The sequence below is a fragment of the Streptomyces sp. NPDC088197 genome (genome assembly GCF_044741185.1).
In the GTDB taxonomy this organism is placed as follows: domain Bacteria; phylum Actinomycetota; class Actinomycetes; order Streptomycetales; family Streptomycetaceae; genus Actinacidiphila.
Window position 1 is genome coordinate 87,511 of the sequence record NZ_JBIUSD010000015.1, and the last position, 15,540, is coordinate 103,050.

General features: G+C 73.8%; 13 protein-coding genes. 4 read left to right on the forward strand and 9 right to left on the reverse strand.

Features of this window, described 5'->3' with window-relative positions; all coding sequences use genetic code 11:
• The 3 genes from ACIOC1_RS28860 to ACIOC1_RS28870 form a co-directional block, all read right to left on the reverse strand.
• On the reverse strand, positions 1–1,119 hold the full coding sequence (locus ACIOC1_RS28860) for a TIGR03364 family FAD-dependent oxidoreductase (protein WP_401856866.1): 1,119 nt from the start codon (positions 1,117–1,119) through the stop codon (positions 1–3).
• Positions 1,120–1,251: 132 nt separating this feature from the next.
• Complete coding sequence (locus ACIOC1_RS28865; protein ID WP_355343149.1) at positions 1,252–2,016, reverse strand: GntR family transcriptional regulator; 765 nt, start codon at positions 2,014–2,016, stop codon at positions 1,252–1,254.
• Between the two features lie 69 nt (positions 2,017–2,085).
• Positions 2,086–3,630, reverse strand: coding sequence for an ROK family transcriptional regulator (locus ACIOC1_RS28870; RefSeq protein ID WP_401856868.1), 1,545 nt, complete (start codon positions 3,628–3,630; stop codon positions 2,086–2,088).
• 56 nt (positions 3,631–3,686) lie between these two features.
• On the opposite strand from ACIOC1_RS28870, the gene ACIOC1_RS28875 reads away from it, so the two are divergent.
• Positions 3,687–4,751, forward strand: a complete 1,065-nt coding sequence (locus ACIOC1_RS28875; RefSeq protein WP_401856870.1) for a Gfo/Idh/MocA family oxidoreductase — start codon at positions 3,687–3,689, stop codon at positions 4,749–4,751.
• The gene (locus ACIOC1_RS28880) at positions 4,748–5,230 is read left to right on the forward strand and encodes a heme-degrading domain-containing protein (protein ID WP_355343140.1); all 483 of its coding nucleotides are present in this window, start codon (positions 4,748–4,750) and stop codon (positions 5,228–5,230) included. The genes ACIOC1_RS28875 and ACIOC1_RS28880 overlap by 4 nt, the downstream gene beginning before the upstream one ends.
• 112 nt (positions 5,231–5,342) lie before the next feature.
• On the opposite strand, the gene rox is transcribed toward ACIOC1_RS28880, so the two are convergent.
• The 4 genes from rox to ACIOC1_RS28900 form a co-directional block, all read right to left on the reverse strand.
• Positions 5,343–6,770: a rifampin monooxygenase gene (gene rox / locus ACIOC1_RS28885; protein ID WP_391047084.1), complete on the reverse strand. Its 1,428-nt coding sequence runs from the start codon at positions 6,768–6,770 to the stop codon at positions 5,343–5,345.
• Positions 6,771–7,030: 260 nt separating this feature from the next.
• Positions 7,031–7,885 carry a fumarylacetoacetate hydrolase family protein gene (locus ACIOC1_RS28890; protein ID WP_355343134.1) on the reverse strand — a complete coding sequence of 285 codons (855 nt, stop codon included), beginning with the start codon at positions 7,883–7,885 and terminating at the stop codon, positions 7,031–7,033.
• Between the two features lie 204 nt (positions 7,886–8,089).
• Complete coding sequence (locus ACIOC1_RS28895) at positions 8,090–8,986, reverse strand: class E sortase (RefSeq protein WP_401856873.1); 897 nt, start codon at positions 8,984–8,986, stop codon at positions 8,090–8,092.
• 33 nt (positions 8,987–9,019) lie between these two features.
• Positions 9,020–10,591 carry a DUF445 domain-containing protein gene (locus ACIOC1_RS28900; protein ID WP_401856920.1) on the reverse strand — a complete coding sequence of 524 codons (1,572 nt, stop codon included), beginning with the start codon at positions 10,589–10,591 and terminating at the stop codon, positions 9,020–9,022.
• Positions 10,592–10,956: 365 nt separating this feature from the next.
• Here ACIOC1_RS28900 and ACIOC1_RS28905 point away from each other — a divergent pair, with 365 nt between their 5' ends.
• On the forward strand, positions 10,957–12,090 hold the full coding sequence (locus tag ACIOC1_RS28905; RefSeq protein WP_401856875.1) for an aminotransferase class V-fold PLP-dependent enzyme: 1,134 nt from the start codon (positions 10,957–10,959) through the stop codon (positions 12,088–12,090).
• A gap of 213 nt (positions 12,091–12,303) precedes the next feature.
• Positions 12,304–13,446 (forward strand): N(5)-(carboxyethyl)ornithine synthase, encoded by a 1,143-nt coding sequence (locus ACIOC1_RS28910; RefSeq protein WP_355343125.1) that lies wholly within the window; start codon positions 12,304–12,306, stop codon positions 13,444–13,446.
• 114 nt (positions 13,447–13,560) lie between these two features.
• On the opposite strand, the gene ACIOC1_RS28915 is transcribed toward ACIOC1_RS28910, so the two are convergent.
• The gene (locus ACIOC1_RS28915; RefSeq protein ID WP_391117272.1) at positions 13,561–14,511 is read right to left on the reverse strand and encodes an ATP-binding cassette domain-containing protein; all 951 of its coding nucleotides are present in this window, start codon (positions 14,509–14,511) and stop codon (positions 13,561–13,563) included.
• Between the two features lie 145 nt (positions 14,512–14,656).
• Entirely contained in the window at positions 14,657–15,421 is a 765-nt protein-coding gene (locus ACIOC1_RS28920) for an ABC transporter permease (protein ID WP_355343292.1), read from the reverse strand.
• Between the last annotated feature and the right edge of the window lie 119 nt (positions 15,422–15,540).

The window sequence follows — 15,540 nt, forward strand, 5'->3', positions numbered from 1 at the left end:
TCACCAGCCGATCTCGTTCGCGGTGTCCTCGCCGATCGCCGGGGAGCAGGTCATGCCGCGACCGCCGGGGCCGGTGACCAGCCACACGCCGTCGCGTACCTGCTCGCGGTGGACGACCCGGGTGGTGTCGGCGCACTGCGCGTACACCCCGGCCCAGCGGCGGCGGATCTTGGGCAGGGGGCGGCCGAGGAGTTCGGCGGCCCGTTCCAGCAGGTGGTCGTACGGGTCCTCGATCACGTCGAAGGCGAAGGCTTCGTCGTATTCGTGGGTGTCGCCGATGGTGAGGCCGCCGTCGAGGCGCTGGACCATGAGCAGTTGCATACGGTGCTCGGCGGCGACCGGCGGCTGCGGCTGGCCCGCGCGCAGGGCGTCGAGCGCGGCGCCGTCGTAGGCGGGGTAGTAGCGGAAGCTGTCGGCGTCGGCGACGGAGGTCGTCAGCGGTTCGCCGAGCGGGTCGGTCTGCGCCATCTGGAGCCGGACCCTGCGTACCGGCAGGCTCGGCGCGAGTTCCTTGACGAGACCGGTCAGCCAGGCGCCGGTGGCGACGACGACGCTGTCGGAGGCGTACGACGTGCCGTGGTCGTCGCGGACCAGGCCGGTGTCGACGTCGCGGACCTCGCGGCCGGCGACGAAGGTGTAGCGGCCGGTCGCTTCGAGGTGGGCGCGCAGGGCGGGCAGGGCGACGCGCGACTCGACGGCGGCGTCGCGCTCGCAGAGCAGGGCGCCGAGGAGTTCGCCGCGCAGGGCCGGGTTGTGGGCGGCGACCTCGGTGGGCGACAGCCACTTGTAGCCGCGCTCGGCGGCGTCGGGGCGGCCCAGGACGTCCTCGGCGACGGCCCGCTCGGCCGGGGTGCGGACCACGGTGAGCGAGCCGTTGGCGCGGAAGCCGACGCCGGGCACGCGGGCGCCGATCTCCTCCCACAGCTCGCGGGCGCGCAGCGCGGTCTCCAGTTCGGCACCGGCCGCCCGGCCGCCGACCCACACGAGGCCGAAGTTGCGCACGGACGCGCCGCGGGCCTCCCGCTCGCGCTCCAGGTGGACGACCTCGTGGCCGCGGTTGACTGCGTGCCAGGCATGCATCGTGCCCAGCGCTCCGGCTCCTACGACAGTGACTCTCACGCCGTCGAGATTCGCGGCGGAGGGTGGCCGTCTCGCGTCCGGCTACCGACGTCCGGGTGAACAGGTCTCCAAGCTTGGACTAGACCCGTTATCATTTCGTGACTAAAAAGGGGACGTCGGCCACCGGGGACCTCAGCCCCGCCGGTCGCTCTTCTCCATGTGGACGGTGAAGCTGAAGCGGTCGCCGCGGTAGAGCGACCGCACCCGCTCCAGCGGCTCGCCCGCCTCGTCCCGGCTCGACCGGTGCAGCAGCAGCATCGGCAGCGCGGGCGGCGTACCGATCAGCAGCGCCTCGCGCGGTGTGGCCAGCACTGTCTCGATCCGCTCGTCCACCGAGACCGGCTCGACGCCGATCCGCTCGCGCAGAAAGGCGTAGAAGGAGGTGTCGGGCGCGAAGTCCCTTTCCAGGTGCGGCAGTCGGGCCACCGCGAGATACGTGCTCTCCAGGCCGACCCGCTCCTCGTCGGCGAGCAGCACGCGCTCCATGTGCCACACCGGGTCGCCGGGCGCGAGCCGCAGTTCGGCGGCGAGACCGGGGTCGGCGGGCAGCCGCTCCAGCGCGATCAGATTACGGCCGGGGACGCGGCCCTGCCGCCGTACGCCCTCGGTGTAGCTGTCGGTGGACAGCGGCTGTTCCAGCTTGGGCCCGGCCACGACGGTGCCGCGGCCCCTGCGGCGCACCCGGCCCTGGATCAGCAGTTCGCGCAGCGCCTGCCGTACGGTCTCCCGCGCCACCTCGAAGCGGGCCGCCAACTCCCGCTCCGTGGGCAGCAGTCCGCCCTCGCCCAACTCGTCGAGCACGACTTCGAGGCGGGTCTTGACGGCGAAGTACTTCGGCACCCGCCCGTGCTCCGGGATGCCCGCCCGGATCGGGCTCTGCGGATCTGCGTCGGCCATTGCCCGATCCTCGCAGACCGGACGGGGTGCCCGGTCCCGGAGCCCTGCTCACGGGCGGGCGGGGACGCGTCAGGCGTGGGTGAGGACATTGCCGAAGAGCGGGGCCAGGACGAGCAGGGCGGCGCCCTCGGCCACCGCGCGGGGGCCCGCCGCGGCGAATCCCACGGGCACGCTCCGGCCGCGTTCGGCCAGCACGGCCGCGACCTGCTCCGCGAAGACGGCGGGCGCGGCCAGTACGGTCCTGCCGCCCAGCACCACCCGGTCGATGTCGAGCAGCGCGACCAGATTCGCCGCCCCGACGCCCAGCAGCCGCGCCGCGCCCACGGTGTCGCCGCGCCCGGCCGCCGCCAGGCACAGCGCCTCCAGGCAGCCCCGGTTGCCGCACTCGCACAGCACCCCGCCCAGCTCCACCGCCTGGTGCCCGAACTCCCCCGCCCCGGTCCGCCCGCCCCGGTACACCTCCCCGCCCAGCACCAGCCCGGCGCCGAGCCCGGCCCCGAGGTGCAGATACGCGAAGGCCGGGGGGCCGCCTGCGGCGGGGCGGGGACGGGCGGCTGCGGACTCCGCGGTCGTCGGCGGCTCGCCGCCAGGGGCGGGGGCGGACTCCGTCGCGGGACCGCCGGCTCCGGACGCGGGACGACCGGCCCCGGGGGCCGGGGCGGTGACGGGGGCCGGGGCGGACTCCGTCGGTGCGGACCACCCGCCGGGGGCGGCGGCCGGGGGCGGTGAGCCCTCCCCGGTCCCGGCCAGAACGGCCCCGGTCGGGGCGCTTCCCGCCGGGACGGCCTCGGCCAGGATCGACAGGGCCGCCGCGTTGGTGTTCTTGTCGAGGGCGACCGGGAGGCCGAGGGCGGCGGCCAGGCGGGCGCGGAGCGGGACGCCCTGCCAGTGCGGGAAGCCGGTGACGCGGTGGAGGGTGCCGGTGCGGTGGTCGAGGGGGCCGCGCATGCCGACGCCGACGCCGAGGACGGCGCCGGGGGCGCGGGCGGCGATGAGCCGTACTTCGTGGACGATCGCGGCGAGCGCGGACTCCACGGGCAGGCCGAGGTCCAGCGGCGCCTCGCGTTCGGCGACGGTACGGCCGGTGAGGTCGGTGAGGACGGCGGTGAGCCGTTCCCCGTCGAGGTGGACGCCGACGGCGTGCCGGGCGCCGCTGACGAGCCGCAGTTCGGTGCGCGGCTTGCCGCCGGTCGAGGCGCGCCGCCCGGCCTCCTCGACCAGTCCCTCGGCCCGCAGCCGGGCGGTGATCTTGCTGACCGCCTGGGGGGTGAGGCCGGTCCGCTCGGCCAGCTCCAGACGGCTGATGCCCCGCGCGCGGCCGTCCGTACCGCCGCTGCCCGTTCCGCCCCTGCCCGTACCGCCGCCGCTCGTACCCCCGCTGTCCGTGCCTCCGCCGCTCGTACCCCGGCTGTCCGTACCGCCGCTGTCCGTTCCGCCGCCGCTCGTACCCCCGCTGTCCGTGCCGCCGCCGCTCGTACCCCGGCTGTCCGTACCGCCGCTGTCCGTGCCTGCGTCGGCGGGCGACAGCGTGGCCGTACGGAGCAGGCCGAGGACGAGCGCGGCGTTGTGGCTGCGGAGGGCGGGGAGGTTGGCGCCGGGCGCGGACGGGTTCACCCCGCCATTGTCCCGCGCGCTTGCACTTTGGCAACACTGTTGCCAAAGTGGAGCGCATGAGCACCCCCGGCACTCCCCTTCGCGTCGGCCTCGTCGGCTACGGCCCAGCCGGCTCCTTCTTCCACGCCCCGCTGATCGCCGCCACCGAGGGCCTGGTCCTCGACACGATCGTCACCGGCAGCCCCGAGCGCCGCGCCCAGGCGCTGGCCGAGCACCCGGACGTACGCTTCGCCGCGGCGGCCGACGAGCTGTGGGCGCGCGCGTCCGAGCTGGACCTGATCGTCCTGGCCTCCCCCAACCGCACCCATGTGCCGCTGGCCACCGCCGCGTTGGACGCCGGGCTGCCGGTCGTGGTGGACAAGCCGCTCGCGGGCACCGCGGCCGAGGCGCGCGAACTGGCCGCCTTCGCCGAGCGCCGCGGCCTGCTGCTCTCCGTCTTCCAGAACCGGCGCTGGGACAGCGACTTCCTCACCCTCCAAGGGCTGCTGGACAAGGGCGAGTTGGGCGAGGTGCAGCGCTTCGAGTCGCGGTTCGAGCGGTGGCGCCCGCAGCCCAAGGGCGGCTGGCGCGAGTCCGGCGACCCTGCCGAGATCGGCGGCCTGCTGTACGACCTCGGCAGCCACCTCGTCGACCAGGCGCTCGCGCTGTTCGGCCCGGCCGCCCTGGTGTACGCCGAGTCCGACGTCCAGCGGCCCGGCGCCGCCGCGGACGACGACACCTTCATCGCCGTCACCCACACCAACGGCGTCCACTCCCACCTGTGGATGAGCGCCACCACCGCCCGCCTCGGGCCGCGCTTCCGCGTCCTCGGCAGCCTCGGCGGCTACGTCACCTACGGTCTTGACCCCCAGGAGGCCGCGCTGCGCGAGGGCCTGCGCCCCGGCGAGGGCACGGCGTGGGGCGCGGAGCCGGAGTCCTCGTGGGGCACCGTCGGCACCGACGACAACTCGCGCCGGGTGCCGTCCGTGCCCGGCGACTACCCCGCCTTCTACGCCGGTGTCCTGGCCTCCCTGCGCGACGGCACCCCGCCGCCGGTCACGGCGCTGGAGGCCGCCGCCGCCCTGGACGTCCTGGAGGCCGCGAAGCTCTCGGCCGCGCAGGGCCGGACGGTGGCGCTGTGACCGCGCCCGGTGGCGAGCGGGTCGCCGAACTCGTGGCGCAGGAAGCGGAGTTGGTGTTCCCCCGGTTCACCCACGACGACGCCTGGCGGCTCGGCTCCCTGCTGGTCGAGATGGCCCGCGAGGGCGGCGCCGCCGTCACCGTCGACATCCGGCGCGGCGGTCAGCAGCTCTTCCACCACGCCCTGGACGGCACCACCCCCGACAACGACGCCTGGCTGGCCCGTAAGGCGCGGGTCGTCGAGCGCTACCACGCCTCGTCACTGCTGGTCGGCGAGCGGTTCCGGGCCAAGGGCGGCAGCTTCGAGGAGTCCTCGCGGCTCGACCCCGACCTGTACGCGGCGCACGGCGGCGCGTTCCCCCTGCGGGTGGCGGGAGTCGGCGTGGTCGGGGTCGTCGCCGTCTCCGGCCTCCCGCAGGTCGAGGACCACGCGCTGGTCGTGGCGGCGCTCACCCGCTATCTGGCGGAGGCGGGCGCCTGACGGCGAGCGGGTGGGTGGCCGTGATCGCCGTGAGCTTGACGGTCGGTCGCCGTGAGTTTGACGGTCGCCGTGAGCTTCATGGTCGCCGTGATCGCCCAGTCGGCGTGATCGCTCAGTCGGCGGGGGCCCCGAACCACTTCGGCATCAGGGCGCGCAGGTCCGCCTGGTCCTCGCCGACCCACACGACATGGCCGTCCGGGCGCAACAGGACGGCGGGGACGTCCAGTTCCTCGCTGACGTCGACCACGTGGTCGACCCGGTCCGCCCAGCCGTCGACCGAGAGCGCGCCGGTCCGGTCGAGCAGCAGACCGCGCCCCTGGTGCATCAGCCCGTAGAGGTGGCCGCGCTTCAACTCCACGTCGCGCAGCCGCCGGCCGAGCAGTTCGTGCCCCTCGCCGACGTCGTAACGGATGGCGATCGCGGTGATCTTCTCGATCAGATACGTGTTGACGTTCTCGAACTCGGCCAGTTCCGACAGCAGTCGGCGCACCGCCATGGCTCCCGGCTCCGTGGACATCAGCTCCATCTGGGCGCGGGTGTTGTCCAGTACGGCGGCGGCCACCGGGCGGCGCTCGGTCTCGTAGGTGTCCAACAGCCCTTCCGGGGCCCAGCCGTTGACGGCGGCGGCCAGCTTCCAGCCGAGGTTGAACGCGTCCTGCACGCCGAGGTTGAGGCCCTGGCCGCCGGTCGGCGGGTGGATGTGCGCCGCGTCCCCCGCCAGCAGCGCCCGGCCCACGCGGTAGCTGTCCGCCAGGCGGGTCGTGTCGCCGAACCGCGACAGCGAGCGCGGTGAGTGCACGCCGAAGTCGGTGCCGCCGAAGGCCGTCAGCCGCTCCTTGAAGTCCTCCAGCGTCGGCGGGACCGCCCGGTCCTCGCTGACGCCCTTCGCGGGCACGACCACCCGGTACGTCCCGTCACCGAGCGGCATCGCCCCGAAGCGCTTCTCGGTCTTGCGCACCTCGGCCGTCACGGCCGCCAACGTCTCCTGGTCGACGTCCAGTTCCATCTCGCCGATCAGCGTCTCCACCCTGCTCGGCTCCCCCGGGAATCCGATGCCGAGCAGCTTGCGCACCGTGCTCCGGCCGCCGTCGCACCCCACGAGGTACCGCGACCGCAGCCGCGACCCGTCCGCCAGCTCCGCCGTCACCCCCTCGTCGTCCTGGCTCAGCCCCACGACCTCGCAGCCGCGCCTGAACTCCACGCCCAGCTCCCGCGCGTGCTCGGTCAGCAGCCGTTCGGTGACCGTCTGGAAGATCCCCAGCACGTATCCGTGCGCCGTATCCAGCCGCCGCGGCCACTCCCTGCCGAGCCCCCCGAAGAATCCCCCGACCCGGTGCTGCGTCCCCAGCGCCAGGAACCGCTCCAGCAGCCCGCGCTGGTCCATGATCTCGATGCTCCGCGCGTGCAGCCCCAGCGCCCGCACCAACGACGTCGGCTCCGCCTCCCGGTCCAGCACCACGACGTCCACGCCCTGCAACCGCAGCTCGCTCGCCAGCATCAACCCCGTCGGCCCACTGCCGACGACGGTCACGTCCACCATCAGATATCCCCGTCCACAAAGCCGTGCATTCCGCCAGATTCACCGCACCTCTGGCCTCCGGCCGCCCATTGTGCGACCCCAGCACCCCCTTGCCGCAAGGCCCCCCTTGCGCTATACCTTAAGAAGGGCAAGGAGTACCCACTCTCCTTGCCCATTCGCATGCCCGGCCTCCGCCCGTCACGGCGTGACGGGCTTCGGGGCGGGCCCGCCCGGGGGGCGGGCCCGCTGTGCGCGTGCCGGTCAACGGCCGCGCGGTGGGGTCAGGCGGACGTGAACTGCTGGCGCTGCGTGCCGAGTCCGTCGATGCTCAGCTCGACGACATCGCCGGGCCGGAGGTACGGCTTGGGTTCGGGCTGGCCCATCGCCACACCGGCGGGGGTGCCGGTGTTGATGACGTCGCCGGGGTAGAGCGTCATGAAGTGGCTGAGGTAGCGGACGACTTCGGCGACGGGGAAGATCTGGCTCGCGGTGGAGCCGTCCTGCTTCAGCTCGCCGTTGACCCAGAGCCGGAGGCGCAGGGCCTGCGGGTCGGGGACCTCGTCGGCGGTGACGAGCCAGGGGCCGAGGGGGTTGAAGGTCTCGCAGTTCTTGCCCTTGTCCCACTGGCCGCCGCGCTCGATCTGGAACGCGCGCTCGGAGACGTCGTGCGCGATGGTGTACCCCGCGACGGCGGCCAGCGCCTCCTCGTGCGAGGCGGCATAGCGCAGTTCGCGGCCGATGACGACGGCCAACTCCACTTCCCAGTCGGTCTTTTCGCTGCCGCGCGGCACCAGCACCGTGTCGTCGGGGCCGACGACCGTGTCCGGGGCCTTCATGAACACGACGGGCTCGCCCGGCGCCTGGGCGCCGGTCTCGGCCGCGTGGTCGTGGTAGTTGAGCCCGATGCAGACGATCTTGCCTATCCGGGACAGCGGCGGGCCGACCCGCAGCGACGGGTCGAGCGACGGGAGCGAGCCGTCGGCCGCGGCCTCGGCCACCGCGGTGAGCGCCGCCGAATCGGCGAGGAGCTTCCCGTCGATGTCGGTCACCAGACCGCTCAGGTCACGCAGGACACCGTCTCCGTCGAGCAGGGCCGGGCGCTCCGCCCCGGCGGGGCCGACTCGCAGCAGCTTCACGTGGGTACTCCCATTTTTTCCGGTCGCCTCTGGGCGGCCTGCCCCGGTCCGGGGCTCGGTCATCGGTCGGCACCCGGTGGGAACGGTCATCGGATGTCTTGTCCGATCCTCCAACTCCGCCCCCGGCCCGCGCAACCCCCGGCCCACCCCGTGGGACAGCCGCCCCGGCGGGAGAACAGCACGGGCCCGGGCCCCGGACAGGCCCTAGCGGGAGGCGGTGGATTGGAGGGTGCCCCAGAGGACGAGGCGGTAGCGGGAGGTGAATTCGGGAGTGCAGGTGGTGAGCGTGATGTAGTGCGCGACCCCGCGCATACGGGCGGAGGAGTGGACGGAGCTGTAGGGAATGGGCGCGATGACGGTGCCGTCGGAGGCATACGTCTGGGGAAGGACTTCGCGGATCACGTACGTGTAGCGATAGGCGGCCGTCTCGACCTCGACGGTGTCGCCGACGCGGAGCCGGTTGATGTAGCGGAACGGCTCGCCGTGGGTGTTGCGGTGCCCGGCGAGGGCGAAGTTGCCGGTGGCGCCGGGCCCCGCGGTGCCGGGGTAGTGGCCGACGTAACCGTGGTTGAGGATCGCGGACTTGCTGATGCCCTCGGCGATCGGCGCGGTGATCCCGATCCGGGGAATGTGGATGACGGCGAAGCCCGGATCGCGGGTGCCGCCCTTCGAGGAGGGCGGCGGCGCGGCGGCGGACGGGGCCGGGCCGCTCGGCGTGACGGCCGGATCGTCACTCGGCGCGCCGGCCCCCGGCGAGGGCGCCGCGGGAGAGGGCGACGGCGTGCCCCAACTCCGTTCCAGCGCGGCGACTTCGCGCCGGGCCGCCGCGTGCGCCTGCACATTGGTCCACCACAACTGGTGGACGACGAGCAGGAGTACGAGCACCCCCGCGGTCATGGCCAGTTCGGCCGCCGCCCACAGCAGCCGCCCGGTCAGCGAGCGCCGAGGACGGGGCCCGCGGCCGTAACCGGGGCCGTACGCCTGCCCGTAGCGGCGGCCGTAGCCGTGCCCGTAGGCGACGACGCGCCGCCGCCGGGGCGGGCCCGACCCCCGCCTGGACGTCGCACCCCGCCGACCGTGCCGTATCTGACGAACCGTCACATCGGCAACGATACGGCGGTACGGCGCCGCCCGTCAGCCCCCCGCGAGGCGGGAGATGGCGAAGATGGCCAGGCCCGCGAGGGCGCCGACGACGGTGCCGTTGATCCGGATGAACTGGAGGTCGCGGCCGACGTGGTTCTCGATCTTGCGGGACGTCTGGTCGGCGTCCCAGCCCGCGACGGTCTCGGAGATCAGCGAGGTGATCTCGTCGCGGTAGGTGGTCACGAGATACGTGGCGGCGTCCTCCAGCCAGACGTCGACCTTCTCCTGGAGCCGCGGGTCGGTGGCCAGCTTGCGGCCGAGCGACAGCAGGGAGGCGCGGGCGCGCATCCGCAGCTCGCTGCGCTCGTCCTCGGCGGCGGCGACCATCATCGTGCGCACCGCGCCCCACACGGACGCGATGAGGTCCTGCACCTCGCCGCGCGCCAGCAGGTCCCTCTTCAGCCGCTCGACGCGGGCGCGGGTGTCCGGGTCGGACTGGAGCTCGACGGCGAAGTCGCCGAGGAAGCGGTCGACGGCGCCGCGCGCCGGGTGGCCGGGGGAATCGCGCATCTCGGTGACGAAGCGCAGCAGTTCCTTGTAGACCCGCTCGCCGACCTTGCGGTCCACGAAGCGCGGGGTCCAGCCGGGGGCTCCGCCCTGCACCGCGTCCATGACCGAGTCGCCGTGCTCGACCAGCCAGTCGTGGGCGCGGACGCAGACCAGGTCGACCATGCGGCGGTGGCCGCCGTCGGCGACGATCCGCTCCAGCATCTTGCCGAGCCCCGGCGCGACCTCCTGGGCCTCCGCGCGCCGGGTGATCGCCTCGCTGACCACGGCCTGCACGTCGGAGTCGCGCAGCACCGTGAACATGCCGCGCAGCGCGGCGGCGGCCTGCTCGGTGACCTTGTCGGCGTTGGCGGGCTCCGACAGCCAGCCGCCGAGCCGGGTGCCGACGCCGACCGCCCGCAGCCGGGTGCGGACGACCTCGGCCGACAGGAAGTTCTCGCCGACGAAGTCGCCGAGGCTGGCGCCGAGGGCGTCCTTCTTGGTCGGGATGATCGCGGTGTGCGGGATGGGCAGGCCCAGCGGGCGGCGGAAGAGCGCGGTGACCGCGAACCAGTCGGCGAGCGCGCCGACCATGCCCGCCTCCGCGGCGGCGGCCACGTAACCGGCCCAGCCGCCCGCGCCCCGCGAGTCCGCCCACTTCGCGAGCGCGTAGACGACGGTCGCGACCAGCAGGAAGCCGGTCGCGATCAGCTTCATCCGGCGCAGGCCCCTGCGGCGCTCCTCCTCGGCCGCGGCGCCGCCGGGCGCGTCGGCCAGTCCGCCGCGCGGTGAGGGCCGCCCGCGCGGGGCGGAACCCGGCCCGGAGCCGGAGCCCGAGCCGCCGGAGCCCCCGGAGCCGCCGTGGCCCCCGCCGCCTGAGCCGTTCCGGGACGCGCCGCCGGGGCCCGAGCCGTCGGCCGTCGGCGCAGCGTCCCCGGCCTCGGGCCCGAGCGCGATCCGTCCGCCTGATTCCGGCCGTGCGCCGTTGGCCGCGGGGCCATGGGCCGCCGGGGCCGCACTGCCCGCACCCGCCGCCCCGCCCGTACCGGTCCCGCCGCTCGTGCTCGCCGTTTCCATCCGCTCCCGCTCCGCCCGCGTGTCCACCCGGGTATTGTCGCCGCCCGCGGCCGTCACGGCCCGGTGATCCTTGTCGTACGCGCGCACGTACGCCAGCCCGTACGCGCTCCGGTACGCCTGCCCGTACGCGCGCACGTACGCCTGCCCCTACCCGCTCCCGCTTCCCGCTCCCGTGCGCCTCCTCGTCCGCGCGCCCGTACCCGTCGTGCCGGCGCTTTCCCCCCGCGCCGACAATGGGGGAACGAACGGCGGGTTCCCGGTGCCTCCCGGCACCGGGAACGGCCCACGACGCACGCATACCCCCGCACGGCACCGCCACGTACGAGCGACAGACAGCGACAGACAGCGACAGGGAGCACACCGCGATGACAGCGCCGCACGCCACCGGAGGGCTGCCCGGTTACGCCGAGCACTTCGAGGAGCCGGAGGGCTATCTCGACTTCGCCCGTTACGGTCCGCCCTCGCGGGACGTGCTGGCCGCGACGGCCGAGGCGCTGGAGAGGTCGGCCCACGCCGACCAGGACACGGTGAACGACCTGATGCGCGCCGAGCCCAGGGCGCGGGAGGCCGCCGCCCGGCTGGCGGGCACCGACGCGGCGCACACGGTGCTGCTGCCGAACACCTCGACCGGCCTGTTCCACGCGGCCTTCGGCCTCCCGGCGGGCACGGTGCTGGTGCCCGCGGGCGAGTTCCCCGCCAACCACTACCCGTGGCGGCGCAGCGCGGAGCTGGGCCGCGCCGTACCGCGCGTGCTGGAGCCGGACGCGCGGGGGCGGATCACCGCGGACGCCGTACGGGCGGCGCTGACCGACGACGTCGTGGCCGTGTCGGTCAGCGCCGTGGACTTCCGTACCGGCTACCGGGCGGATCTGGCGGCGCTGCGCGAGGTGATCGGCCAGGACCGGCTGCTGGTGGTGGACGCCATCCAGGGCTTCGGGGTGGCGGATCTGCCGTGGGCGGCGGCGGACGTGGTGGTCGCGGGCGGCCAGAAGTGGCTGCGGGCGAGCTGGGCGACCGGCTTCGGAATCCTCTCCGACCTCGCGCTCGACCGTCTGGAGCCGACGCTCGGCGGCTGGACCGGCGTCGAGGACGCGGGCGTCTTCGACGACGTCGAGCACCCGCCCGCGCCCGGCGCCCAGCGCTGGAGCACCACCAATCTGAGCCCGGTCACGGCCGCCGCGCTGGCCACGGCGCTGGAGCTGGTGGAGGGCGTCGGCGTACCGGCCGTCGAGGCGCACATCCGCGCGCGGGTCGGCCAGTTCATCGACGCCGTCCGGTCCTGCGGCGGCGACGTCCTGTCCCCCACCGATCCGGCCGAGCGGGCCGGGATCGTCTCCTTCCGGCTGCCCGGCACCGACCCGCGGCACGTGGCGAAGGCCCTGCACGCGCACGGGGTCACGCCGTCGGTCCGTACGGACTCGGTACGGCTGTCCGCGCACGCCTCCACCCGGCTCGCGGCCGTCGATCGCGTCCGCGCGGCCCTGACGTCGCTGCGCTGATCCGGCGGCGGCGGCCCCGCGCACGCGTGCCGCCCACAGCGGTTGTCCCCCCGACGTCCCCCGACGTCCCCCGCGTCCCCCGTGCCGCCCCTGACGCGGGGGGCGTCGCGCCCACTCCCCGTGTGCTACACAGGGAGTAACCAAAGGGGCATTTTGCAGCAGCTCAAGCAGCACAGGCAGAACCCGCAGCAGCCGCACCTCACGCTCGGAATCATGGCGCAGACGCGCAAGGAGAACGAGCACCGTCTGCCCATCCATCCGGCCCACTTCGAACGCATCGACGCCGACCTGCTCGGCAGCATCTATCTCCAGACCGGTTACGGCGAGCACTTCGGTGTGCCGGACGAACAGCTCGCGCCGCTCGTCGCCGGTTTCCGGCGGCGCGAGGAGCTGATCGCCGAGTGCGATGTCGTCCTGCTGGCCAAGCCGCTCCACGAGGACCTGGCGGAACTGCGCGAGGGCCAGGTCCTGTGGGGCTGGCCGCACTGCGTGCAGGACGAGAAGGTCACCCAGGCCGCGATCGACCGGCGGCTGACCCTGATCGCCTTCGAGGCGATGAACCACTGGCACCGCAACGGCTCGTTCAACCTGCACGTCTTCCACAAGAACAACGAGCTGGCCGGATACTCCTCGGTGCTGCACGCCATGCAGCTCACCGGGGTCACCGGTGACTACGGGCGGCGGCAGCGCGCGGTCGTGATCGGCTTCGGCGCGACCGCCCGCGGCGCGGTCACCGCGCTCAGCGCGCTGGGCGTGCACGATGTGGACGTGCTCACCGCCCGCGGTGTGACGGCCGTCAGCTCGCCCATCCACTCCGCGCGGATCGTGCACTTCGACCACGACGAGGCCGACGACACCCTCGACCCGCGGCGCAGCGTCGTCCTGACCGAGGACGGCCCGCAGCCGCTGGCCGAATTCCTCGCCGGGCACGACATCATCGTCAACTGCGTGCTCCAGGACACCGACGCGCCGCTGATGTTCCTGATAGAGGACGACCTGCCCAGCCTCGCGCCCGGCACGCTGATCATCGACGTGTCCTGCGACGAGGGCATGGGCTTCGCGTGGGCCAGGCCCACCACCTTCACCGACCCGATGTTCACCGTCGGCGACCACGTCCAGTACTACGGCGTCGACCACAGCCCGTCGTACCTGTGGAACTCGGCCACCTGGGAGATCAGCGAGGCGCTGCTGCCGTATCTGCGGCGCGTCCTGGAGGGCCCGGCGGGCTGGGACGCGGACGACACCCTGCGGCGGGCGATCGAGATCCGCGGCGGGACCGTGCAGAACCCCAAGGTGCTGGCCTTCCAGCACCGCGCCGAGGAGTATCCGCACGACCACGTCCCGGCACGGCCGTAGCCGTATCGCCGGCCGGGGCGCGTACGGCCTCGCGGTCGTCCGCGCCCCGGCCGGTCGGGGGCGGTCCGTTTCAGGTGCGCCCGTCAGGTGCGGACCGCTTCAGGTGCGGTCCGTTCAGGTGCGGTCCGCGCCGTACATCCGGGCGATGACGTCCTCGATGGCCGGTTCGCGGACCGACAGGTCCACCAGCGGGTAGTCGGCGGCGACCGCGGCGACCAGCGGGGCGGCGCTGGCCTGCGCGGGGAAGGCCAGCCACTGGCGGGGGCCCTCGACCTTGACGCAGCGGGCGCCCTCGACCTGGACCGGGGGCAGCTCGCGGGCGAAGTCCGCCACCAGGGTCCGCTCGCTCTCCCCGACCGCGTGCAGTCCGCCGAGGTCCCCGTCGTACATCAGGCGGCCGTGGTCGATCACCATCACCCGGCGGCACAACTGCTCGATGTCGGTGAGGTCGTGCGTGGTGAGCAGCACCGTCGTGCCGCGTTCGGCGTTCACCGTGCGCAGGAAGTCGCGCACCTTGGACTTGCTGATCACATCGAGCCCGATCGTCGGCTCGTCCAGGTACAGCACCTCGGGATCGTGCAGCAGCGCCGCCGCGATGTCGCCGCGCATCCGCTGCCCCAGCGAGAGTTGGCGCACGGGCACGTCCAACAGCGGCCCCAGGTCGAGGAGTTCGACGCAGGCCGCGAGATTGCGGGTGTAACGGGCGTCGTCGATCCGGTACATGCGGCGGACCAGTTGGTACGAGTCGCGCAGCGGCAGGTCCCACCAGAGCGTGGTGCGCTGGCCGAAGACGACACCGATCCTGCGGGCCAGCCGGGTACGGTCGCGCGTCGGGTCCAGGCCGCAGATCCTGATCCGGCCGCCGCTGGGGTTGAGGATGCCGGTGAGCATCTTGATCGTCGTGGACTTCCCCGCGCCGTTGGGCCCGATGTAGCCGACGATCTCGCCGCGCGGCACGGTGAAGGAGATCCCGTCCACCGCCCGCACCTGGCTGCGCACCCTGCGCAGCGCGCCCGCTTTGCGGCGTACGTCGAAGACCTTCTCGACGCCGTCCAGCGCGATCACGGTGTCTGTGCCGGGTCCCGGCCCGCCCCCGGCACCTGTGACGCCTGCTCCGGTGGCTCCCGTTCCCGCGGCTCCCGTTCCTCCGGTTGCTCCCGTTCCTCCGGTTGCTCCGGTTGCTCCTGTGCGTTGCTCGATCACGGCCGTCTCAACTCCCTGTGCTGCGGTACGTACGAAGGGCCGCGCGCCAGGCGAGCCCGGCCAGGCCGCAGCAGAGCGCGGCGACCAGCGGGGAGGCGAAGTCGACCCAGCCGGGCAGGCCGAGCGGGTCGGGTTCGCCGAGGATGCGCAGGGCGGGCAGCCAGTTGACGAAGGCGAGCGGCACCACGAAGGTGACGCCGCGCACGAGGTCGCGGGCGAAGATGCCCGGCGGGTACTGGAGCATCGTGTTGCCGCCGTAGGTCACCGAATTCTGCACCTCGGAGGCGTCGCCCGCCCAGAACTGGAAGGCGCCGCCCGCCACGTACACCGCGCAGAAGATGACCGCGCCCGACAGCACCGTCACGGGCAGCAGCAGGACGGTGACCGGCGACCAGTCGATGTCCGCGTGCGCGACCGCCCAGCCGAGCACGATCAGACCCTGGGTGATCCGGCCCAGCCTGCGCAGCGCGAACCGGTCGGCGGCGACCTGCGCGAGCACCGGCACCGGGCGCAGCAGCAGTGTGTCGAGCGTGCCGTCCCTGATCCGGCGGCCGAGCCGGTCCATGGAGCCCAGCACCAGATCGGCGACGCCGAAGGACGTGCTCGTGGTGCCGTACAGGAACGCCACCTCGGCGAGGGTGAAGCCGCCGAGCACGGTGATGTGCGAGAACATCAGCAGGATCGTCACGAAGTCCAGGCCGGTGGCGGCGAAGTTGCCGAACGCGGTGAGGACGAAGGACGTCCGGTACGCCATCGTGGACCGCACCCACATGCCGACGATCAGCCGGTAGGTCCGCCACGTCTCACGGACGGTGAACCACGCGCCGCCGGCGGTGTCGTACGGGTCGACGGCCCCGACCGATTCGACGGAGCCGAAGCCCCCGAAGCCCC